This window comes from Thioalkalivibrio sp. ALE17, assembly GCF_000425605.1.
Lineage (GTDB): Bacteria > Pseudomonadota > Gammaproteobacteria > Ectothiorhodospirales > Ectothiorhodospiraceae > Thioalkalivibrio.
The window spans coordinates 224,037-245,733 of record NZ_AUDT01000002.1; the positions used below are offsets into that span (position 1 = coordinate 224,037).

At 66.7% G+C, this 21,697-nt stretch carries 17 protein-coding genes; 3 read left to right on the plus strand and 14 right to left on the minus strand.

Annotated features, from left to right (window positions below; translation table 11 throughout):
- Positions 1 to 39 precede the first annotated feature (39 nt).
- Complete coding sequence (locus tag H609_RS0102690) at positions 40 to 1,863, plus strand: asparagine synthetase B (RefSeq protein WP_038036019.1); 1,824 nt, start codon at positions 40 to 42, stop codon at positions 1,861 to 1,863.
- A 515-nt stretch (positions 1,864 to 2,378) separates the two neighbouring features.
- On the plus strand, positions 2,379 to 2,696 hold the full coding sequence (locus H609_RS0102695; protein ID WP_026279226.1) for a HigA family addiction module antitoxin: 318 nt from the start codon (positions 2,379 to 2,381) through the stop codon (positions 2,694 to 2,696).
- Positions 2,697 to 3,054: 358 nt separating this feature from the next.
- Here H609_RS0102695 and H609_RS0102700 read toward each other — a convergent pair whose 3' ends face one another.
- From H609_RS0102700 to H609_RS0102765, 14 genes are all read right to left on the minus strand, one after another.
- Positions 3,055 to 4,263, minus strand: coding sequence for a glycosyltransferase (locus tag H609_RS0102700; RefSeq protein ID WP_028484261.1), 1,209 nt, complete (start codon positions 4,261 to 4,263; stop codon positions 3,055 to 3,057).
- Positions 4,260 to 5,462 (minus strand): glycosyltransferase family 4 protein, encoded by a 1,203-nt coding sequence (locus H609_RS0102705; protein ID WP_028484262.1) that lies wholly within the window; start codon positions 5,460 to 5,462, stop codon positions 4,260 to 4,262. The genes H609_RS0102700 and H609_RS0102705 overlap by 4 nt, the downstream gene beginning before the upstream one ends.
- Entirely contained in the window at positions 5,459 to 6,772 is a 1,314-nt protein-coding gene (locus H609_RS0102710; protein WP_231369951.1) for a phenylacetate--CoA ligase family protein, read from the minus strand. Before H609_RS0102710 ends, H609_RS0102705 begins: the two co-directional genes overlap by 4 nt.
- A 70-nt stretch (positions 6,773 to 6,842) precedes the next feature.
- On the minus strand, positions 6,843 to 8,756 hold the full coding sequence (locus tag H609_RS0102715) for an XrtA/PEP-CTERM system amidotransferase (RefSeq protein WP_028484264.1): 1,914 nt from the start codon (positions 8,754 to 8,756) through the stop codon (positions 6,843 to 6,845).
- A gap of 202 nt (positions 8,757 to 8,958) precedes the next feature.
- Positions 8,959 to 10,083 carry a TIGR03088 family PEP-CTERM/XrtA system glycosyltransferase gene (locus H609_RS0102720; protein WP_028484265.1) on the minus strand — a complete coding sequence of 375 codons (1,125 nt, stop codon included), beginning with the start codon at positions 10,081 to 10,083 and terminating at the stop codon, positions 8,959 to 8,961.
- 47 nt (positions 10,084 to 10,130) lie between these two features.
- Complete coding sequence (gene xrtA / locus H609_RS0102725; protein ID WP_018866611.1) at positions 10,131 to 11,690, minus strand: exosortase A; 1,560 nt, start codon at positions 11,688 to 11,690, stop codon at positions 10,131 to 10,133.
- Positions 11,680 to 12,930, minus strand: a complete 1,251-nt coding sequence (locus tag H609_RS0102730) for a TIGR03087 family PEP-CTERM/XrtA system glycosyltransferase (protein ID WP_028484266.1) — start codon at positions 12,928 to 12,930, stop codon at positions 11,680 to 11,682. The genes xrtA and H609_RS0102730 overlap by 11 nt, the downstream gene beginning before the upstream one ends.
- Before the next feature lie 50 nt (positions 12,931 to 12,980).
- Positions 12,981 to 13,352, minus strand: a complete 372-nt coding sequence (locus H609_RS0102735) for a GxxExxY protein (protein ID WP_028484267.1) — start codon at positions 13,350 to 13,352, stop codon at positions 12,981 to 12,983.
- A gap of 221 nt (positions 13,353 to 13,573) precedes the next feature.
- Positions 13,574 to 14,599, minus strand: coding sequence for a FemAB family XrtA/PEP-CTERM system-associated protein (locus tag H609_RS0102740; protein ID WP_018881005.1), 1,026 nt, complete (start codon positions 14,597 to 14,599; stop codon positions 13,574 to 13,576).
- Between the two features lie 31 nt (positions 14,600 to 14,630).
- Positions 14,631 to 15,536 (minus strand): XrtA system polysaccharide deacetylase, encoded by a 906-nt coding sequence (locus H609_RS0102745; protein ID WP_018866607.1) that lies wholly within the window; start codon positions 15,534 to 15,536, stop codon positions 14,631 to 14,633.
- Positions 15,537 to 15,551: 15 nt separating this feature from the next.
- Entirely contained in the window at positions 15,552 to 16,658 is a 1,107-nt protein-coding gene (locus H609_RS0102750; RefSeq protein ID WP_028484269.1) for an XrtA/PEP-CTERM system-associated ATPase, read from the minus strand.
- 3 nt (positions 16,659 to 16,661) lie between these two features.
- Positions 16,662 to 18,134, minus strand: a complete 1,473-nt coding sequence (locus tag H609_RS0102755) for a TIGR03016 family PEP-CTERM system-associated outer membrane protein (RefSeq protein WP_028484270.1) — start codon at positions 18,132 to 18,134, stop codon at positions 16,662 to 16,664.
- A 16-nt stretch (positions 18,135 to 18,150) separates the two neighbouring features.
- Positions 18,151 to 19,047: an XrtA-associated tyrosine autokinase gene (locus H609_RS0102760; RefSeq protein ID WP_028484271.1), complete on the minus strand. Its 897-nt coding sequence runs from the start codon at positions 19,045 to 19,047 to the stop codon at positions 18,151 to 18,153.
- Positions 19,048 to 19,162: 115 nt separating this feature from the next.
- Positions 19,163 to 20,707, minus strand: a complete 1,545-nt coding sequence (locus H609_RS0102765; RefSeq protein WP_018866603.1) for an XrtA system polysaccharide chain length determinant — start codon at positions 20,705 to 20,707, stop codon at positions 19,163 to 19,165.
- 363 nt (positions 20,708 to 21,070) lie between these two features.
- On the opposite strand from H609_RS0102765, the gene H609_RS0102770 reads away from it, so the two are divergent.
- A complete protein-coding gene (locus H609_RS0102770; protein WP_018881921.1) occupies positions 21,071 to 21,643 on the plus strand; it encodes a PilZ domain-containing protein in 573 nt (190 codons plus the stop codon).
- The last annotated feature ends 54 nt before the right edge of the window (positions 21,644 to 21,697 follow it).

Consider the following 21,697-nt stretch of genomic DNA (forward strand, 5'->3'; position numbering starts at 1 on the left):
TCAGCGTTTCCCTGGACCGACCAGGCAGCAGGCGGACGGATGGCGGGACTTTGTGGATGGTTCGCGGTGAATGCCGCATCCCCGGGCGACGCCCTCGAGGCCCAGGGGGCGGCCCTGCCGGGGCTCGCCGGGCCGCCTGAATGCCGGTGCACGAACCGCCTGGGTAGCTGCCTTGTACGGGGCGGCTGGACCGCGCAGGAAGGGGACGTCATCGCCGCGATCACCGGCCACCCGCAATGGCGCAAACCCGCGCTGGCGGAGTGTGCGCGCGAACGCGACCCCGCGCAGGCTCTGCTGGAGGCCTGGCGGCAACAGGGCAGCGGCCTGTTCGAACAGATAACCGGCGACTTCGCGCTGGTCATCGTGGATGCAGGCCAGGGGCACCTGGTAGCCGGCACCGATCGTCTGGGCCAGACGCCTTTGCACTTTGCGCGGTTGAATGGCGGCGTAGCCTTCGGCACCAGCGCGGGGAGCGTGATTGCCCATCCAGCGGTCGCCACCGAGGTAACGCGCGAGGGGCTTTACCACTACTGCTTCTTCCACATGCTGCCAGCCCCGGTCAGTCTGTTTGCCGGACTGGAAAAGCTGCCCGCGGCACACTGCCTGATCCACAACGGCGACCGGGCCGAAGTGAACGCCTACTGGCGCCCCGTCTTCGCGGAGGACGGCAGCGCCGCGCCGGCAGCGCTGGAACAGGAGCTTCGCGAACGGGTGCAAATCGCGGTGGACCGGCGCGCGGACTCGCCGCGAACCGGCGCCTTCCTGAGCGGCGGCCTGGACAGCTCCACGGTCGCGGGCATGCTCGCCGGCATCCAGCCCGGGGCCGACAGCTTCAGCATCGGCTTTAACGCGCCCGGCTACGACGAGATGGAGTACGCGCGCATCGCCGCGCAGCACTTCGGCACCCAGGCACACGAGTACTACGTAACTCCCGAGGATGTCGTCGAGGCGGTACCCCGGATCGCCGCCAGCTACGACGAGCCCTTCGGCAATTCCTCGGCGCTGCCAGCCTATTTTTGCGCGCGCATGGCCAAAGACGCCGGCATGACCCGGCTGCTCGCCGGCGACGGGGGCGACGAGCTGTTCGCCGGGAATGCGCGGTACGCCAAGCAGGGCGTGTTCGAGCACTGGGGACGCATCCCCGCGCCTTTGCGGCGAAATCTGCTGGATCCACTGTTTACCCGCCTTCCGCGCGCGCTCCCCGTGGTCGGCAAGGCGCGCAGCTATGTGGAACAGGCGCGCATCCCGCTGCCGGACCGGCTGGAGACCTACAACTACCTGCACCGGCTGTCACAGGAATCGATGTTTACGCCGGACTTCCTCGCGGGGCTGGATCGTGAAGCGCCATGGGAACTCATGCGCCGGATCTATACGCAGCCGGAGGATGCCTCCACGCTGAATCGCATGATGTATCTGGACTGGCAGCAGACGCTGGCCGACAACGACCTGCGCAAGGTGACCGGCATGTGCCAGCTGGCCGGTGTCGATGTGACCTTCCCGATGCTGGACGATGACCTGGTCGAGTTCTCCTGCCGCGTGCCGTCCGCGTTGAAGCTGAAGAAAGGACGCCTGCGCCACTTCTACAAAGAGGCGTTCACCGGCTTTCTGCCGGAGGCGATCATCGACAAGAAGAAGCACGGATTCGGCCTGCCGTTCGGGGTGTGGATGCAGGAACACGCGCCGCTACAGGAACTGGCCTACGACAGCCTGCTGCGGTTGAAGGGACGCGATTTCCTGCGCGACGACTTCATCGACGAACTGATCCGCCTGCATCGCGAGGAACACGCGGCGTATTACGGCGAATTGGTGTGGGTCCTGATGATGCTCGACCTCTGGCTGGAGTCGCACCCCGCCGCCCGCTAGCCGCCTGCGCTCGCTATTTGTTCACCACGAAGCACACGAAGGCACGAAGAAGGGCAAGGTCAAGGGCGGTTACACCACGGAGGACACAGAGGGCACGGAGAAGGGCTGGATTAGGGGTGGTAGGTCTGGTGATCGCTTCCTGTCTGGATCCGTCCGGCACCGGGGTGTCGCAGCGTGCTGTAAGGTCATCACAAGAATTTCTTCGTGCCTTCGTGTGCTTCGTGGTGAATTCAATCCCTTCAGGCCAAGGGCGAGTCACAGGAAGATGGAAGAGTGGGAAGGCTCTGGACGGAAAGACACTTTCATCCGGGCCGCAGCACACCACTGTCGTCATCCCGGCCGCAGCGAAGCGGAGAGCCGGGATATCCGCGGACCATGGCACCCACGCTACCCTCTGCTCCGCCCTTTTCCGGTATTGGCATAGCATGAAAAACGAGCAGTATCGGGTCTGCTTTGCCTGGACAGACGCCGGGCCCGACCAGGTCGAAATCACGGATTACCACTGAGGCAGAATCATGGTCCGCATCCCTACCCACCGACAGCCGACTCACCCCGGTGAAATGCTGGCGAAAGAGTTCCTGGAGCCGATGCACATCTCCCAGCGCCAACTGGCTGATGCGCTCCATGTTCCGTATCAGCGCATCAACGAGCTGGTGAACCAGAAGCGCGGCATTACCCCAAGCACGGCGCTGCGTCTGGCACGCTTTTTCGGCATGTCGCCCGACTTCTGGTTGAACCTTCAGGTGCGCTGGGATTTATTCAAAGCGCAGCAGTCGGAACAGGCCGATCTGGAACAAATCCGCGAATTCAGTTCGTGGAAACAGACTGCCTGAGCCAGGTTCGCCGCAAGGGCGGGTCACAGGAAGACGGGAAGAGAGGGAAGGCTCAGGCTGAAATGACTCGGCGTCGACTGCCTGGAACTCACCCGTCTGCACCGGTTTCCATCTCCCCTCATCTGGGCGGCGGAGTGCGGACTCAGGTCCTTGTGGGCTTCGGTGGTCGCCTGCATCCGCCGCGCTGGGGTTACCCCGATCACCCGGCATGCCACGTCACCACCCTCACAAATCTTCCCTTCTTCCCGCGCTTCCTGTGAACAAGCTCGTCTTCGTGCCTTCGTGAGCTTCGTGGTGAATCCAATCTTTCACCTCTGTGTGCTCCGTGTCCTCTGTGGTGAAAACGCCCTGGCCTTGTTCAGTGGGCTGGCGGTTGTGCGGAATGGGCGGAGCGCAGGGCATCCACCAGTATCGGGATGCGGGCCTCCCAGCGGTTCTCGCGGGCGTAGGCCTGGATCGCCGCGCGGTCCCAGTCGGTTGTAAGCGCGTCCTCGATGGCGCGGCGCAGGGCATCGCCATCGCCCAGCTCGACCAGTGTGCCCAGTGAATCCGAGCAGATGACTTCCGGGTTGCCCCCCACGCGCGTGGTCACCGTGGGCAGGCCGCAGGCAGCCGCCTCGAGGAAGACGTTCGCCCAGCCCTCGAAGCGGGTGGCCAGCACGAACACATCGGCGGCAGAGTAGTAGAACCGCAGGCGCTCCGGGGCCACGGCACCGGTGAAGTGCACGTGATCCTGCACACCCTGCTCACGCGCGAGGCCCTCCAGCCAGGCCTGGCCGTTACCGTCCGGTCCGCCACCGCCGACGCAGAGGTAATGGAGGTTGGGGAAACGCCGTAACAAGGCCGGCATCTGCTCAATCACCCGATGAAAGCCCTTGCGCTCGTTGAGCCCGCCGACGGTGATCAGGACCTTTGCGTCCTTCGGGAGGCCAAGTTCCTGGCGGCAGGTCACCCGGTCCTCGGGGTAGAAGTAGTCGAGGTTGATGCCATTGGGCATCACCTGCACCTGATTCTCGGCAATGCCCATGCCCAGCGCGACGCGGCGCAGATCGCCGGAGACGGAGAACACACGGGCGGCGGCGTGCATCGCGCGCGCGGACATCCAGCGCGACAGCCGTGTGCGCGATATGCGCAGGATGGTTCCGCGAAGGGTGATGGTGTGGGTCAGGCCCAGCCATCGACCCAGCAGCCATGCGGCCACGCCATCCGGGTAGATGAAGTGAGCATCGATGGCGGTGACACCCTCGTCCCGCTTGAGCTGCCGCACCAGCCGCAGGAGGCTGAGCGCGAGCAGCGGACCGTCGGTCCACTTCATGATGCCGGGGATGCACAGGAAGCGAGGGTGATAGACGTCGATCCCGTCCTGCACCTCGTGATAGGGCACCGGGGGCCGGTAGTGCGGATTCCAGAAACGGCGGATCAGTCCCTGACCGGGAAACCAGGCAACCGGTGCGACCACCACCAGCGGGATGTGACGCGCCACGCGGAACATGCGCTCGCGCACGAACACCCCGTAGGTGGACTGCACGGCATTGGGGAACACCCGCGACAGGACGAGGAGCTTCATGCCGTATCCCGTGCCGACGCATCCGCCGGGCAGACGCTGGCGATTACATGTCGCGCATTGGCCTGCCAGGTATAGCCAAGCTCCTCCACCAGGGTCGCGGCCTGACGACCCAGCCGCACGCGGGCCGCATCGTCCGCCAGCAAGGCATCCACGCGCTCGGCGAGAGCACCCCAATCGCGCGGCGGGAACAACAGGGCGCTATAGTCGTGGCGCACGACTTCCCGGATGTTCGGTTTGTCCGGAGCGACCACGGCGCGACCCAGCGCCAGATACTCGAATAGCTTGATCGGGGATGCGTAGTCGGTGACATCCGGCTGTACGGCAATATCCAGCGCCGCGATATGGGTCGGGATGGCGTCGCGCTCCACCGGCCCGGTGAAATGGACGCGTTCGGCAAGACCCAGATCCGCTACCAGCTTCTGGAGAGCAGGAACGGCGGGGCCATCCCCCACAATGAGCAGGTGCAGGCTGGGGTGCACACCCGTTAGCGCCGCGCAGGCGTGGATCAGCCCGTCCACGCCGTGCCAGGGCCGGATCCACCCGACAAAACCCACCACCCGGGCATCCGCGGGTACGTAACGCTCGCGTACGGAACGACCGTCCACCTGGGGGTTGAAACGGGCCCCGTCCACGCCATTGGGCATCACCATCAGGCGTTCGCGCGGGACGCCACGCGCGGCAAAGATATCTGCCATGGCCTGGGTGACGACGATGGTGCGGGTGGCACTGCGGCAAAGCCAGTCCTCGATGCGCTGGGCCAGCCGCCGCAACACGAGATCCCCGTGCGTTTGCAGTTCCAGGCTGAGCGGGGCGTTCACCTCCAGCACGAGAGGACGCCGGGTCAGCCAGGCCACCAGCCGACCGGAAAAGCTGAACAGGCTGTAGCGCTCGTAGATGAAGGCCGGCCGGTGGCGCAGCACCGCCCACAGCAACAATACGAAGGCGGGCCCGTTGTAGGCCAGCGAAAGCAGTTCGTAGAACCAGAAGGGGATCGGCACGCCCTTCAGCGTGGGCCTCGCATCCCCGTCCCCTTCCTCGTTCCTGGCGGGCACTGGCGTATTGCTCGCCTCGGCCCTGCGCTGCAGGGGCGCCACCATGTGGACCTCATGGCCCAGCTCACGGAAGGCGTCGCACAGGGACTGGATATGAATGCCCTGGGCATCCTCGCCGCGAGTGCGATGGTGGTAAAGGATCTTCACGTCTCCAGCGCCTCGCTCTCGACCCAGCGATACTTGCCCGAAGGCGACGGCGCGATGGACTCGACCAGCTCCAGGCGCACAGGCACATCGGCATGCAGGATGCGGTGCATCCCTTCGGTAACCGTGCGGGTCTGCGCCTCGCCCCAGGCCCCGTTGGCGATTACCTCGATATCGAGGGAGAGGTCCGCACGCTGCACCAGCCGGTACTGAGCGACCTGCGGCAACTCGCGCATCACGTAGTTGGCGGCAGAGCCGTGAACCCGCCGCCCCTCGGCGCCTACCAGGAAGTCATTGCGCCGCCCCTCCAGTCGATCGAGCGTCGGCAACGGCGAGCCGCAGGGGCAGGTACCGGCCTCGCCCAACCGGCCGCGGTCGCCGACGCGATAGCGCACGAACGGCATCGCATACCCATCGAGGTTGGTGACGAGCAGATCCCCGATCCCATCGGCGTCCGGTTCGTCGACCTCCACGTGCACGTGTTCGCTCGCGATATGCAGGCGACCGTGCGGGCATTCGTGGGCGATCAGTCCCGCATCGCGCGATCCGTATTCGTTGGCGACCGGACACTGCAGGATCTCGCCAATGGTGTCGCGCACCTGCGGATACAACATCTCGGAAGTACACACCACGGCCTGAGGCCGCCAGCCGCGCGCGAGTTCCGGGTGCTCGCGCAGGGTCTGCGCGACACGCACGATCACGGTGGGGTAGCCATAGACCAGGCGCGGTCGAAAGCGCCCGAGGAACCCGGCATAGGCGCGCAGACGCTCGGGGGTGAGATCGTGGGCCGAGAGCACGACCTGGTTCAGGAGGTAGCGATCCTTGATCACGCGCAAGCGCGACGCCTTGCCGAGCTCGATGGGGGAACCCCAGAAGTCGACCTGACGATCGCCCGGACGGATGCCGAACCAGCCCCGAAACCGGAGCTTCTGCGCGTTGTGGCGCGCCTCCTTGACGCGATCCGTCCAGAAAACCAGGGGCCGCCCGGTCGAGCCCCCGGTGCTGGAGGGCAATAGCGGCCCCGTAGCGTTGTCGGCCACCAGGGCACGCCCGTTCTCGCGCACGGTATCGCGTTCGAGAATCGGAAAGTCCTCCAGCTCGGGAGCAGGGCCTGCCAGGGCTTCCCGGTACCAGGGCACGTGCTCCGCGCAATGCGCCAGCAGGGCCTCTATGCGTGATTGATGCAAGCGCCCGAGAGCGGCGGCCCCGGCCTGCTCACCTTGCTGCAGGGCCTTCAAATGAGCGGCCGTTTCCCGACCACGCAGGCGCTCGTGCAGCGGCCAGAGCACCCGCCCCGCCAGCCGTTGCGGCATGCGCAGCGGCCAGTCGGGCTGCGGTAGCAGCGGCGCCGCCCCACCGGCACGAGCGTCTGAAACGGACGGTTCAGTCATCCTTATCGGCGGTTTCGACGTGCTGGCGCAGGAAGCCCTCGAACATCAGCACGGACCACAGCGCCGGGCTGTGGTCGCGGGCGCCGCTGACGTGCTGGTTCACGAGGGTCTTGAGGAAGTCCATGTCGAAGATGCCGGAGTCGCCGATGCGCGGGCCCAGTACCTGAGCCTGCATGCGCTCGCGCAGCGGCCCCCGGAACCACTCCGCCACCGGGACGGAGAACCCCTTCTTGCGGCGGTAGAGAATCTCCTCCGGCAGGTAGGGCTCCATGGCCTTCTTGAATACATACTTGCCCTCCGCCCCATGCAGCTTGAGCTCCGGCGGCAAGCCCGATATCCACTCGACCAGCTGGTGGTCGAGGATCGGGACGCGCACCTCCAGTGCATGCGCCATGCTGGCACGGTCGACCTTGGTCAGGATGTCGCCGGGCAGGTAGGTCTTCATGTCCAGGTACTGCACCAGGGACAGGGGGTGTTCGGTGGGCGCGCGTTCCGCGTGCCGGCGCAGGACCTCCACTGCGCCGTAGCCCTGCAGCGAGCGCCGGAACGTCGGCGAAAACAGGTGGGCGCGGAGGTCATCGCGCAGGATGGAGACGCCCTGGAAGTAGCCTTCGATCGAATCCCTGGACAGGGCCTGAAAGGTGGCCTTGGCGCGCAGTGGACGCGGGGCCCAATCCGCCTTGGGATAGAGATGCGCGAGTGTGCCGAACAGCGGGCGCCGCAGCCCCAGCGGCAACGGTGCGCGCAGACGCTCCTCGGCGAGATGGTGGCGATAGCGGCGGTAGCCCGCCAGGTTCTCGTCGCCGCCATCCCCCGACAGGGCCACCACCACCTGCCGGCGCGCCTGCTCGCAGACGCGGTAGGTCGGCAGCGCGGAGCTGTCGGCAAACGGTTCGTCGTACAGCCCGCTCAGCCGGTCCAGCAGCGCGAAGTCATCGGGATCGACCTCCTGCGTGTGGTGATCGGTGTGGTAGCGCTCGGCCACCATCTGGGCGTAGCGGGACTCGTCGTAGGCCGGATCGGCAAAGCCGATGGAACTGGTGCGCACCGGGTCGTCGGACAGCCCCGCCATCATCGCGACCACCGCACTGGAGTCGACCCCGCCGGAGAGAAACGCACCCAGCGGGACGTCCGCCACCATGCGGATGTCCACCGCCTCGCGCAGGCGGGCGGTGAGTTCCTCGGCGGCGGTGTCGAGGTGCGTGACGCCGTTATCCGCGAACGGCACGTCCCAGTATTCGCGCGGTTCGTTCAGGTTGCCCTGCCCGCGATGCACGGTCAGCGTGTGGCCGGGCGGCAGCTTGTGCACGCCGCGAAAGATGCTGCGCGGCTCCGGCACGTAGCCGAAGGCGAAGTAGTCCTCCACCGCATGCGGATCCATGCGCCGGGGCAGCCCCGGATGCGCCATCAGCGCCTTGAGCTCCGAGCCGAAGATCAGGTGCCCGTCGGCCAGCGCGCTGTAATAAAGGGGCTTGATCCCGAGGCGATCGCGGGCCAGGAACAGGGTATCCCGGTTGCGGTCCCAGACGGCGAAGGCAAACATGCCGCGAAAGCGCTGCACGCAGGCCTCGCCCCACTCCTCCCAGGCATGCACGATCACCTCGGTATCGCAATGCGAGCGGAAGCGATGGCCTGCCTGCTGCAGCTCGGCGGTCAACTCGGGGAAGTTGTAGATCTCGCCGTTGTAGGTCACGACGACGGTCTCGTCCTCGTTGAACAGCGGCTGCTGCCCGCTCGCCAGATCGATGATCGACAGGCGCCGGTGCGCCAGCCCCACACCCGGTTCCAGATGCACGCCGCCCTCGTCCGGACCGCGGTGAAACTGGGTCTCGTTCATCGCCTCCAGCAGGGACCGATTGACCGGCCGCCGGTCGCGCAGATCGAAGATGCCGGTAATACCGCACATGTAGGGGTCCTGATTGCTTCCTTGCCTGGGCGTCGGTCGAATTCGGGCGATCCACGGCCAGGTCGACACTGGGCGGTGCCGCCGGGCGGACACCGGTTCGGGCCGGGCCCTCGCACCATCACGGAAAATCCAGAATAAACGACAACCCCGCCACCGAGCGCCCGCGATTCGCGCCGTGGGGCGGCTGGCGTTAGCGCCACAACTAACGCCGGGCCAGTACCCGGTCGTATACCGCCATGTAGCCCGTGACCATCGCCTCCATGCTGAACGCCGCCTCAGCCCGGGCGCGGGCGGCCTGTCCCTCGCGTGCGGTCCGCGCGGGATCGGCGGGATAGGCCATCAGCGCGCGGGCCATCGCGTCGGGATCCCCCGCCGGCACCAGTGCCCCGGTCACCCCGGGCTGTACCAGATCGGGGTTGCCCCCGACATCCGTCGCGACCACCGGCAGGCCGGTCGCCATCGCCTCGAGGATGGTGTTGCAGATGCCCTCGGCCAGCGACGGCAACACGAACAGGTCCAGCGCCCGCAGGCAGTCGGCGACGTCTTCCCGGGCGCCGGGGAGCCAGGCCTGGTCCGCGACCCCGGCCTGCTCCAGGAACTGAACGACCTCGGCACGCAAAGGCCCATCCCCGATCATCACCAGGCGCAGGCGCGGAAAGGCCTCCGGCAGGAGCTCGCGCAGCGCGACAAAGGCCCGCGCCAGATCCAGTGGCGCCTTGACCGCCTGCATGCGCATGACCGAACCGATCACGAACGTGCCGGGGTCCCGAAATGCCTGCGGCAACGGGGACACAAAGCCCTCGTGCGGCGGCGCGAAGCGGCCGGTATCCACACCATTGAAGATGTGCGACAGACGCGCCGCCGGTACCGCGATGGCCTCCCGCAGATAGCCCTTCTGGTGCTGCGACAGGGCGATGTAATGCCCCACCAGTGGCCGCACCAGGCGACGCAGGCGGCGGTTGCGGTCACGCGTGCCGTCGAGGTCCCCGACATCCCAGCCATGCTCGCCGTGCACCCGCGCCCGCACCCCGGCGAGCGCGGCGGTCACCTGCGCCTCCAGCGTGCCGAAGTTGCGGGTATGCACGATGTCCGGTTGCAGGCGGCGCAGCAGCCGCCACAGGCGGAGGTGCACCCGCGGATCCTTGCCTTCGCGCTTGTGCAGGGCGTGCAGGCTGACATCATCCCGCTCGAGGCGTCGGCGAAAGTCGGTGTAGTCCGTCATGCAGATGATCGCGTGGCGGAAGCGATCGGCCGGCATGTGATTGATCAGGTTGACCAGCCCGTTCTCCATCCCGCCGATATCCAGGCGATGGATGATGTGCGCCACACAGGGGCGCTGATCACCCTCCCGGGCCACGGGTACGGAGGCGCCCGTCACTGCCGCGCGACGTGGTCGAGCTGTTCGAGCAGCTCGGGCAGGGCATCCGCGGCGTAGGTCCGCAATGCCGCCTCCGCCGCATCGGTGCCGTTGTCGAACTCAAGCGGCGCATAGAGCACCACCAGCGCGGCATCGTCCCGACCACCGAATAACCGGTTCAGCGCCTCCCGCGCCTTGACCTCATGCGGGCGGGTGGTCAGGCGGCCATCCACCCAGTACCAGCGCCACACCAGCACCTGCTGCCCGGGACCGTTCAGCAGGAAGCGTTCCGGGTTGGGGTATCCCTCCAGCATGGCCCGGCCGCGACGCGACTGCGACCATTCCAGCGCCCGATCGCGCCCGGCCAGGGTATTGCTCCAGCCCACCATGTTCCCGTGCCGGTACTGCTCGCGGTAGAACAGCACATGCATACCCACCGGCTCGCCGCCGTCGGCGGCCGTCACCAGGCCGCCGCGACCGTCGCGGGCGCCACGATACCCCGGCTCCCAGGCGGCATCCTGTTCCTCCAGGACCTGCCAGCCTGCTGGTGCCAGCGGGCCCGTACCCAGGCCCGCCACGGGGCCGAGATCACGCTGGTTCATCCACTCGGCATACAGCGGCGCCGCACTGGCCAGGACGACCGTCAGCACCGCGGCGGCAACGAACGAACCCGCCTGCGCGGAGCGCCCGGGTTGCGCGGGAGGCACCGTCGGGGTCGGCAACGGCTCCATGTCCTCGCGCCACAACGCACCGATCGCGAACATCAGCGCGATGACCACGCCGAAGAAGATCCAGCCATAGATCAGGTGATCCACCCCGGCCGCATGCTCCATGTCGCTCAGGTGGCCGATCATCACGATCATGTAGGCGCGCAGGCCGTTGGCAACGATCGGGACCACGATCGACACGCCGACAAACACGATCCGCCGCCAGGGACTGCGGTACATGAGATAGGCATACAGCGTGCCCAGCGCGACCGACGCGATCAGGTAGCGCACGCCACTGCAGGCCTCGATCACCGACCAGCGGCCGGTGGGCAGATCGAAATACAGCCCGTCGCGATAGACCGGGATCCCGGTCAGCTGCACGGCGGTCACCGTGAAATCCGCGGTCAGATCCATCATCGGCGGCACCAGGAACTCGCCGAACGGGACCGCGAACAGCAGATACGCCAGGGGGAACTGCAGGCGCCAGGTGATCGCGTTGCCCAGCACCAGCCAGAACAGCGCGGGAATCATCAGCACGGCCGCGAACTGGCGCACCGACACCACATCCACCAGCTCCCCCGCCACCCAGACGAGGGACAGCCCCACCAAGGGCAACAACGCCCACCAGGATGGGCGCGGCTCCAGCGCAAGCACCTCCTGACGCTTGAGAAACAGCAGGAACAGGACGATGGGGACGATCAGGAACCCGTGCGCAAAGGTGTCCGAGCGGTTCCAGATCGTAACGATGGAGGCGAACGTCGGGTAGAACATCCACCCCAGCACGACCAGGCCCAGCACCAGGACCGGCGCGGCAAACCACCAGGAGGAACCGCGGGCGCGTGTTCGGGAATTCAGCGCGTCAGCGACCATGTGCGGCCTCCTCGATCGACACCGTACCCGACACGCGGCCCGGGCGACGCCGCAGGATCTCGCCCAGGTGCGCGAGATTGCGCGCCCAGTCGTAGTCCGCCAGCACCCGGGCGCGGGCCGCCTGCCCCAGCGCCGGGTCCGGGGCGCGCAGGTACCCGGAGACGGCCTCCAGGAACGCGAGCGGCTCGGCGTCCGCCGCGACGACCTCGTGCCCGGGGGTCGCGGTCAGCCCCTCCAGGGCCTGCGGGCTGGCCACGACCGGACGCCCCAGCGCCATCGCCTCCAGGACCTTGTTCTGCACGCCACGCGCGATGCGCAGCGGCGCGACCGCGAGCGTGGCGTGCGCGATCCAGGGACGCACGTCGTCCACGAAGCCGGTCACCGTCACGCCGGGCCGGGCCGCCAGGGCCGCCACCTCGGGCGCCGGCCGGCTGCCGACGATGCAGAACTCCACACCCGGGTGTTCCGCACGCAAGCCGGGCAGGACGTGATCGGCGAACCACACCACCGCATCGACGTTGGGCCAGTAATCCATCGCGCCCGAAAACACGATGGTGCGGGCGCCGGCGACATAGGGGTTCGAACCCGCCACCGCCTCGGGTGCGAAGAAGGCGGCATCGACGCCATTGTTCAGCGCATGCACCCGGTCCGCCGCCTCCGGGGCGCGCTGGCGGAAGCTGTCTGCTTCGGCCGGCGACACGAACAGACTGGCATCGCTGGCCTGCGCGACCTGGCGCTCGTAGTCCAGCAGCCGGCGGCCCTCGCGCCGATACACCGCGCTCATGGGCCAGCGCCGCGTCGGGGCGTACTGCGTCCACTTGTCGGAATCGACGTCCACGAAGTCGACCACCCGGGTTCGCCCGCCCCCTTCCGGCAGGTACTGGGCCATCGCCGAGGAAAAGGCCACGGCACAGGCGACCGGCTGGCGGGTCAGCGTGGTCCTAACCCAACGTGCCAGTTCGCGGTCGCGATACCACGGCACCGTCAGCGGCTCGCCGCTCAGGAAGCCGGTCAGCGCGCGCAACTGGGCCCGCCGGCGCGGCAGCGGACGGGCACAGACCGTCGTGCAAATGCGCTTGAGCTCGGGCAGATACGCCGCATCCGCCGGGTCATCGATGAACGTACCCAGGTGCACACGATAGTGCTGCGCCAGATAGCGCAGGATGTGGTGCGAACGAATCTTGTCGCCCTTGTTCGGCGGCCACGGAATCCGATGCACCAGATAAAGAAGATCATCCATAGGGCGTATTCACCACGAAGGTCACGAAGGCACGAAGAAGGGCCTTCACTTCAAAGGACTAGTCGTTTGAGACCGTCTTTCAGGCGCACATTGTTGAAGTTGATCAACAGCGCTTGCGGAACATTCGCGAGCTTCATGTATGTGAGGGTTTGGGCCTCGTGAATCCTTTGCAGGGCGTCCACGCTTTTCAGCTCCAGCATCAGTCTGTCCTCGACCAGGATGTCGATACGGTAGCCACAATCCAGCTCCTGCCCTTTGTACGTGACCGGGATCGGAACCTGGGACACGCAGTACAGGCCGGATTCCAGCATTTCGTGCACCAGGCATTTCTCGTAAACCGACTCCAAGAGCCCCGGCCCAAGCTCGCGATGTACCTCGATCGCCAATCCAATGGCCTTCTTCGATAGCGGGTCGAATTCCATTTCTCCCCCATAATCACTTTCTGGTTTCCCTTCGTGCCTTCGCGGTCAACCCGCTCTTGCAGTCGCCGCTCTCCGTGTGCCCCATGGCCCCGGTGGCAAGCCCTGCTCTGCATTTGAACTTGCCTTGGCATGCCTTCGTGTCTTCGTGTTCTTCGTGGTGAATCCGCCCTTGACCTTGACCTGCTCGGTGTTGGCTGTGGCCTCGGTGGCGGGAAGGCCCTTCAACCGAGGGAGCGGGAGAGTTTGGGGCCGAGCCAGTTGGCGACGGGCTGTGGCAGGCGCTGCCAGGCCTTGATGAAATAGCGGTACTTGGGGTTGAGCGGGTTTACGTCGGGCATCTCGCGCGCTCGCACCAGGTGATACTCGTAGTACAGCGGCTGCGGCTCGAAGCCCCAGTTCTTCTTGAAACTGAACGAGCCGGTATCGCGCTTGCTGCGACCGAAGTCGTAGATGCGGTAACCGTCCTCGCAGGCGTGGCGCATCAGCTCCCAGTAGAGAAAGTCATAGCCCGCGACCTGGCGCGCCTCGGGCGTACCTGCGCCGTAGTACGGCAGCACCTCTTCGCGGAAGAAAAAGGTCACGACGCTGGCGACCGGATCACCGTCGTGCAGCGCCGTGAGCACCCGGCATTCGTCGCCGAACACGTCGAGCAGAGTCTCGAAGTAGCGACGACTGAAGACCGGCGTCCCCATGCGGCGCACATTGGCCGCGAAAATCGGGTAGAAGCGCTCGATATCGGACTCGAATTCACTGGTCAGCCCGGCCTTGATCCCCTTGCGCACCATGCGGCGCTGCTTGCGGGGGATCGCATTCATGTTGGCCTCGACCTCCGGCTCCATGACCTTGCGGAAGGTGAAATAGAGATCGTCCTTGGTTGGCCAGTCCGGGTGCTGCGGTTCCAGGTGACGGTATTCGAGATAATCCACCCCTAGCTCTTCGGCAAGCGCCCGGGCACGCCGATCCAGGGCCTCGAAGGCCGTGGGCGTCTGCGCGGCAATGCCGCCGTAAACGCCGAACGGGATCGAGGCCAGGGCATCGCCAAACAGGCGCGAGCGCACCCGCACCAGCGGCAGCACGCCCTGGATAACCCCGTTCTGTTCCGCGTAGAAAAACCAGACGGGATGCCCGAAGGCGCGCTGCATGACCGTTGCCCAGCCGGCGCGGTGGAAGAACGTGGCCTGCGGGCAGCCATCGACGAAGGCATCCCAGCGCCCATGCCCGGTCGCGTCGAGTGTGCACACTTGCATGGGCAGCGTAGCCGCCATCCGTTCCTGGTCTTCAGGCGACTGATACACGGGCGCCCTCCGAGGACGTCAGGGCGGGGGCCTGCAAATCGAGGGGGACAGCGAATACGCGATCCATTCGATCCCAGGTGAAGTCCTGCAGCAGGCGATCCAGACGCGCCTCCATACGGTGCAGATTCACGTAGTGCCGGAAACGCGTCTTGGCGGTAATGCCGGGAATACGCGGCTGGCCGGGGTCGATCTCCCAGGGGTGGAAATAGAACACCGCGGGCATCGCATCCACCTGCTCGATCCGACGCAGGGCGCGCCGCGAGATGGCGTAGGGCAGGAGACGAAAGTAACCGCCGCCGGCCGCCGGCAGATTTCGGCCGCCCATGCGCAGGGTGGCGGGCGGCAGTTCCAGGATACCGCCTTCCAACGGGCGATGGGGCTCGCGCGGGGCGTCCGGCATGCCGTAGTGGTCGTGGCGAACCGGATAAATGCTCGAGCTGTAGTCATGCCCTGTCTCGTCCAGAATTCTGAGCGCCCACAGGTTGCCCTCCCCAATGGAAAAGCTCGGCGCGCGATAGCCCCGGATGGGGGAACCGGAAAGATCCTCCAGTATCCCGCGCGCGCGGGTAACGTCAGCGCGGAAGGCTTCGGGACTGAGGTCGGTTACCCGCTGGTGGCCATAGCCATGGCTGGCGAGTTCGTGCCCGGCCTCGACGATACGCCGGATGGCCTGAGGGTAACGTTCGGCAATCCAGCCCAGGGTAAAGAAGGTGGCGTGCGCCCCACGGCGCTCGAACAGGTCGAGGATGCGATCGAGGTTCCGCTCAATACGGCACTCACGACAATCCCAGGAGTCGCGCGGGATCTGCGGCGCCAGCGCGGAGACCTGGAAGTAGTCTTCGACATCGACGGTCAGAGCATTGGGCCGATGGGCGTTTTTCGGCTGCATGACGAGGCTCCGCCCCTACGACCGTACGGCGCTGGGAACCGGGGACAAGGACTCCGGCTCGTAGCCCTCGTCGCGCACGATTTTGAGCACCTCCTGGGTCACGCGGAAGTTGACCAGGAGGTTGCGTTCGATCCGCTGGAGGCGTTCTTCCAGCGCCTCGATGTCCTGTTCGATGCGCAGCATCGAGACCTGGCTGGCGACGGCCTGATCCGGGTCGCCCGGGTCGCCCTGGTCGTCCGTGCCCGCGTGCGCCTCCCGGCGCGGCCCCGATGAACCGGCGGCGGGGGGCGTCTCGTCCAGCAGCACTCCCTCCAGATCCTCCTCGATCTCGTCGATCACCTGCTGCGCGCGCGCCGCATCCAGATCCGGGCATTCCTCCAGGTAACCCATCAGCAACAGGCGATCGCAGAAGGTATTCACCTTGCGCGGGATGCCGCTGGTGTAGTCGTGGATGCGCGGCCAGATGTCGTCGTCGAAATGCGGTCTTCCATTCCAGCCCACCCGCGCGAGCCGGTGCTCGACGTAGGCGCGCGTATCGTCCTCGTCCATCGGGCCGAGGTGGTAGGTCGCGATCACCCGCTGGCGCAGCTGCTGCATGTTCTCGCTGCGCAGCAGGCGCCGGAACTCCGGCTGACCGAGCAGAAAGCTCTGCAGCAGGGGGCCGTCCTCGCCCTGGAAGTTGGACAGCATGCGCAGTTCTTCCACGGCGTCGGGGCCCAGGTTCTGTGCCTCGTCGACCACCAGCAGCGCGCGCTGGCCCCGGGCCCGCGTGTCGTGCAGGAAGGACTCCAGGCGGCGCAGCTGCCCGGCCTTGTGATTCGGGGCATCCTCCAGCCCAAAGGCGAGGCAGACCGAGCGCAGCAGGTCCTCGGCGTCCAGCTGTGTACTCACCAGCTGGGCCGCCACCAGGGGCTTGTCGCTCAGGGTCTCGAACAGGCTGCGCACCAGGGTGGTCTTGCCGGCCCCGACCTCGCCGGTGATGACGATGAAGCCTTCCTCCAGCTGCACGCCGTATTCGAGATAGGCCATCGCCCGGCTGTGGCCCTTGCTCGCGTAGAAGAACCGCGGATCGGGGCTCAGCGCGAAGGGCCGGCCGGTGAAACCATAGAATTCCTCGTACATGCCTCAGAACTCCCGTGTCAGCGTGCCGATGATCGCGTTCTCGCGGTACTCGTTGGCCGCGGCGTTCGAATCCCGGCGCTGGTGCCGGTAGGCCAGGCTGGCGCTGGTATCCGGCGTCAGCTGACGACTGACGCTGGCGCGCAGGAACCAGAGGTCATCCTCGCGATCGCTGTCGGTGAAGTCGGTCCGGCTGATGCCGGTGGTCAGCAGGGTCGTCGTGCGCGGACCGTAGCGCCATTGCCAGAACGCGCTGGCCCCGCGCTGGGTGCGGTTGTCCTCGAACAGGCCGACGTTGGTCTGAGTCTCGGATTCGCGCTCGGTCTGGATCAGGTTGACGCCGAACACACTGCGACCGGTGTCGTAACTCCAGCCGGCGCGCCAGGTTCGGGTCAGGTAGAAGCCTTCCACGAATGCCTCGTCGCCCAGCTCCGGGTTCAGCAGAAACAGGAAGATCTCTTCCGGGGAGTAGTTGTCCAGAAGTTCATCGACGGACATGAACTGGATGTCCTCCGCGAGCTGGGCAAAGGGCCCGTCGCGCCGCTGCCGGGTCGAACTCACGCCCTCGTTGTAGCTGAGGCGATAGGTGGCGCGGCGGCTGCGGTGGTCGACCGCCAACGACCGGTTCTTGCCGAAGTAGCGTTCGCCGTAGCGGGCCTCGATGTTGGTGACCCTCGTCGGGGCCCAGCCCGCCCCCACCTGCCAGAAGCCGCCGTCATCGTCCTCGCGGGTGGTCGCATAGTCGTTGAACTCTTCGCCGACCACGCCGAACAGGCGCAGGGACCGCCCGAACCGGTAGCCCAGGGTCCCGCTGACCTGTCCGAACTCGCCCTCCAGGCCATCCTCGAAGCGCTCTTTCTCGTAGAACCCGGCGAGCTGCCAGAAGGGACGGTTGAAGGCGGCCCCGCTGTCGAGGACGTATTCACCCCGGTGGAAGTCGCTGTCCTGGCGGTTGCTGCGGTGGTAGAGGTTCTCGCCGTAGGTGTAGCGGATCTCCTGCGTGGCGAAACTGCCGTAGCGGGTGCGCAGCATCGGCGAGACGCTGTAGGTGGTGGTCTCCTGCAGGTTCTCGCGCGGGGTACTGCCCCCGATCCCGACCGGCCCGAGGATCGAGGCCGCCTGCTCGGTACGCGAGGCCCCGGCGTCGACGAAAAAGGTGTCGTCCACCAGCTCCCAGTTCGTGCGGCCGCGCAGGGTGTGGGTCGTGCGGTCCTGGCGTGTATCGTCGGCATAGAAGCGCGAGTTCATGCGGTAGTCGATGCGGGTGTCGCTGCGCGCGCCTTCGCCGCGCAGCGTGAACCCGGGCGCGACCGTGCCGATCAGGTCGGCCTCCTCCTGCCCCCGCGGGGCCAGGCGGGCGTTGTCAGTCACCTCCGCGGATACCGTGACCCGGGGGGTGAACGTCCAGTCGACGGCCTGCGCACTACCGGGCACCGCCAGCACGACCGCGGCCGCGCCGATCCACCACCGACGGGCCACCGCCGGGCCCCGGGGCCTAGCGCGACGGGGCGCCGGCGACATGATCACGCTCGCTGCCATAGTAGCTGCCCCCGTAGTACTGCCCCCCCATGCCGATACCGGGCGTCGCGCGGTTGAGAGAGGTGAGCACGACCCCGCAGGAATCCAGTTGATGCATGGCCCGCTCCACCGTGGTGGCCGGCGTGCGATCGGCCTCGACCACCATCACCACCTGTCCCATGTGAGTCGCCAGCACGCCCGGCTCGCTGGTCGCCAGCAGGGGCGGGGAGTCGAACAGGATGATCCGGTCCTCGTAGCGATCGTGCAGGTCATCGACCAGATCCCGCATCACGTCGCTCGCCAGGATCTCGGTCGAACGCCCGTGCGGACGGCCCGCGGGCAGAACGGTCAGGTTCTCCACGTTGGTGCGCAGCAGCACATCGGGGATCTGGATATCCGGCTCGCTGAGGACATCCATCAGTCCAAGGTCGGCCTTGAAACCCAGCGTGCGGGGGATCGCCGGTCGCGCCACGTCGGCATCCACCAGCAGCACCGTGCGTTCCAGCTCCATCGCCATGCTGAGCGCCAGGTTCACGCTGGTGAAGGTCTTGCCTTCCCCTGGCAGGGCGCTGGTGATCATGATCAGCCGACCACGGGGCACGCGCATTGCCGCGTGGCGCCCGAAGGCGTTGTTCAGCAACGGGCGCTTCATCATGCGGAACTCTTCCGCCACGCTGGAGCGTTGATCCCCGGGCACGATGAGCCCCTGCTTGCGCAGCCAGGCAAAATCGATGCTGACTTCCTGTGATACCGGTGCCCGTTGAAGTTCGGGCTCGGGCGTCGGGGTTTCGGGGGCCGGCGCCTGTTCCGCCCTGGCTTCGGGGACCGGCTGTCGCGCCCGGTTCTTGTCCAGTGCCTTCTCGATAATGCTCATCGCGCTGTCTGCCCCCTGCCGGCAACCGATTGCGTCGAATCGGCCCGTTCCCTGAAAGATAGTCGGTGCGCCCGGCGATGACCGGAAACGTGCCCGGCGAACCCGCCCGGCACCCTCATCGCAGCCATCCCATGAGCTCGTCCAGAAGGAACTCGGACCCCGTCGCGTAGAGCCCCATGACCACGGCATAGACCAGCACCAGGGTCCCCAGCGCCGCCGCAAACACGGCCAGCTCGGACAACCGCCGGTGCCGGGTCATCGGGGTGCGCACGCGCGAGACACTGCCGAGGACCGGGCGGCCGGTCACCGCCGCCAGCTGCTGGCTGCTGCTGATGGTTCGCCGCAGCTGCGACAGCAGGAAGGCAAATCCGGTGCCCGCCCCCAGGCCGACCAGCAGGACGGCGGTGGCCAGCATGGGCCGATCCGGCGAGGCCGGCGCCGTGGGCTGGCGCGGTGGCTCCAGCACCCGGAAATCGACCGCGTCGGTCTGGCTCTCCACGGCCTCGGACATCACCGCCTGCTCGCGACGGTCCTGCAGCTGGCGGTAGGAATTGCGCAGCACGTCGTAGTTGCGGGTCAGGGAAGTCAGCTCGGACTCCACCGCCGGCGCGCGGTCCACATCGCCCTCCAGCCGCGCCACCCGCTCCTCGAACTCGGCAATGCGGGTGGTCAGCGAGGCGATCTCGCTTTCGGTTTCGGAGATCGCGTTCTGCAGCGCCTCGTTGCTGCTGCCCGGGCGCTGGATGGCCTGCGGGTTGCGCGCGAACTCCTGCGCCTCCCGTTCCCGGCGCTCCTCCAGCTCGACGAGGATGCGGCGCGACGACACCACGTCCGGGTGTTCATCGGTGTAGCGCAGCCGCATCGCGTCGATGTTCTCCTGCAATTCGCTGATGCGCCGGTCCAGTTCCGAGTTCTCGTAGCCCCCCAGGCCACTGGCCCGGCCTTCACGGGCCCGCCGCTCCAGTGTCTGCAACCGGCTCTCGGCCTCGCGGCGCTGCAGCCGGGCCTGCTGCAGCTGGTCACGGGTGCGCTCGAGCCGCGAGTAGAAGTTGCCATCGCCACTGAGGAAGCGCGCGTTGTCGCGCTTGAACTGCTCGATCTCGGCCTCCTTCTCCTGCAGCTGCTGTTCGTAGTTCTCCAGCTGACGCTCGATGAACTGCTGCGAAGTGGTGAGGTCGAGGCGCGAGTCGCCCATGCCGCGGGCCATGAACAGGTCAACCGTCTCCCGGACCACACGGTAGGCGACCTCGGGGTTGCTGTGGCGGAAGCGGACGCTGTAGATGTTGTCGCGCTCGCCCCCCTCCAGCGTCAGCCGCGAACGCAGCAATGCCACCTGGGCATCCAGGCTGGCGTTCCCGGTCAGCACATCGAGATCGCTCTCGCGGGCGATTTCCTCGAGGTTGTCGCGACTGAGCAGGGTACGGGTAATCATGCGCAGGCGCTGCTCGGTGTTCGGGCGTACCGTCATCCCGCGCAGCAGCGGATCCAGCACCGACTGGGTGTTCACGTAGATCCGGGCATCCGCCTGGTAGGTATCCGGCAGGTTGTGGGCGTAGGCCCAGCCACCGATACAGACCAGCCAGGCAATCGGCAGGATCCACCAGCGCTTGCGCCAGGTGCCCCGCACATGCTGCCAGAGCTCTTGAACGATCTTTTCCATACGGCCCAGCTTCCCGCCGACCGCACTGGCGCATGGGAGCGCCCGCGGGCCGATCTGCAGCGAATACCTGTCCCCCGGACGCGCCTGCGTTGCGCCGGGACCACCCGGCTCTGGCACCGTCGTGCCGGTCCCGCCGGGTTTGGGGAAATCCCAGGTTCATTCAAGTGGGTTTGCGCACACCTGTCCACAGATGTCGGGATTGTTTACACACGGCGAACTGACGCGCAGATCACGGCGCGGGCGATCGCACGAAGGCGAATGAATCCCGGGCGGTTCTGTGAACTGGTACAGGGTTTGCTACCGGGTCACTGGGTAGAGTCGTAAGCCTGCAGCGGCCCCTGCACCGACCCTCAAGGATCGCTGATGAGTCACGAAAAGTTGGCACTGGAGCTCGCGGACTTCTGGTTCCCGGCGATCGCGGATCAACCCTGGGAGGAACGCCTGCGCATCCTGGACGAAGTCCACGGCCAGCTGTATCAGGATCTGGAGACCGTCGGCGAGTATGAACAGGTCTCCGCCAGCTTCGTGGCGGCCTTGATCGACCGACTGGGGTCACCCCCGATCACGCATCCGGCGCAGGCACAGATCTACGCCAGCTCGTCGGAGGAACGGCACTGGGGCGCGGCCATGGCATGGCAGTTCGGCGAGGGACAGGACGACGGGGCAACCACCCCGATGCCTGAGGAACGGCGGCGCTGGCCGCGCGAGATCGTCAACCGACTCACCGAGATGTGGGTGCAGGGACGACCGGCGCGCTGCCGGCTGGTGGACATCTCGCGCTACGGCGCACGCGTCATGCCGCTGCGCTACCAGCCGCGACTGCCCCCGGGAACGCCCATCCGGGTCATGGTGGCGGAGGGCAGCGTGCGCGACGGCGTGGTGGTGTTTTCCAGTCCGCGCGGGGTCGGTCTGCAGTTCGCGAATGCCGCGCACTGAACGGTGCGGCATTCAATCTCGGACCATGGGAGCAGAAACATGCATTATCCGAAT

Excerpts from the sequence above, each read along its gene's own strand:
- H609_RS0102690 (WP_038036019.1), top strand. The coding sequence starts at position 40 with ATGGCGGGACTTTGTGGATGGTTCGCGGTGAATGCCGCATCCCCGGGC.
- H609_RS0102695 (WP_026279226.1), top strand. The coding sequence starts at position 2,379 with ATGGTCCGCATCCCTACCCACCGACAGCCGACTCACCCCGGTGAAATG.
- H609_RS0102700 (WP_028484261.1), bottom strand. The coding sequence starts at position 4,263 with ATGAAGCTCCTCGTCCTGTCGCGGGTGTTCCCCAATGCCGTGCAGTCC.
- H609_RS0102710 (WP_231369951.1), bottom strand. The coding sequence starts at position 6,772 with ATGCCGCAACGGCTGGCGGGGCGGGTGCTCTGGCCGCTGCACGAGCGC.
- H609_RS0102715 (WP_028484264.1), bottom strand. The coding sequence starts at position 8,756 with ATGTGCGGTATTACCGGCATCTTCGATCTGCGCGACCGGCGGCCGGTC.
- xrtA (WP_018866611.1), bottom strand. The coding sequence starts at position 11,690 with ATGGTCGCTGACGCGCTGAATTCCCGAACACGCGCCCGCGGTTCCTCC.
- H609_RS0102730 (WP_028484266.1), bottom strand. The coding sequence starts at position 12,930 with ATGGATGATCTTCTTTATCTGGTGCATCGGATTCCGTGGCCGCCGAAC.
- H609_RS0102735 (WP_028484267.1), bottom strand. The coding sequence starts at position 13,352 with ATGGAATTCGACCCGCTATCGAAGAAGGCCATTGGATTGGCGATCGAG.
- H609_RS0102740 (WP_018881005.1), bottom strand. The coding sequence starts at position 14,599 with ATGCAAGTGTGCACACTCGACGCGACCGGGCATGGGCGCTGGGATGCC.
- H609_RS0102745 (WP_018866607.1), bottom strand. The coding sequence starts at position 15,536 with ATGCAGCCGAAAAACGCCCATCGGCCCAATGCTCTGACCGTCGATGTC.
- H609_RS0102750 (WP_028484269.1), bottom strand. The coding sequence starts at position 16,658 with ATGTACGAGGAATTCTATGGTTTCACCGGCCGGCCCTTCGCGCTGAGC.
- H609_RS0102760 (WP_028484271.1), bottom strand. The coding sequence starts at position 19,047 with ATGAGCATTATCGAGAAGGCACTGGACAAGAACCGGGCGCGACAGCCG.
- H609_RS0102765 (WP_018866603.1), bottom strand. The coding sequence starts at position 20,707 with ATGGAAAAGATCGTTCAAGAGCTCTGGCAGCATGTGCGGGGCACCTGG.
- H609_RS0102770 (WP_018881921.1), top strand. The coding sequence starts at position 21,071 with ATGAGTCACGAAAAGTTGGCACTGGAGCTCGCGGACTTCTGGTTCCCG.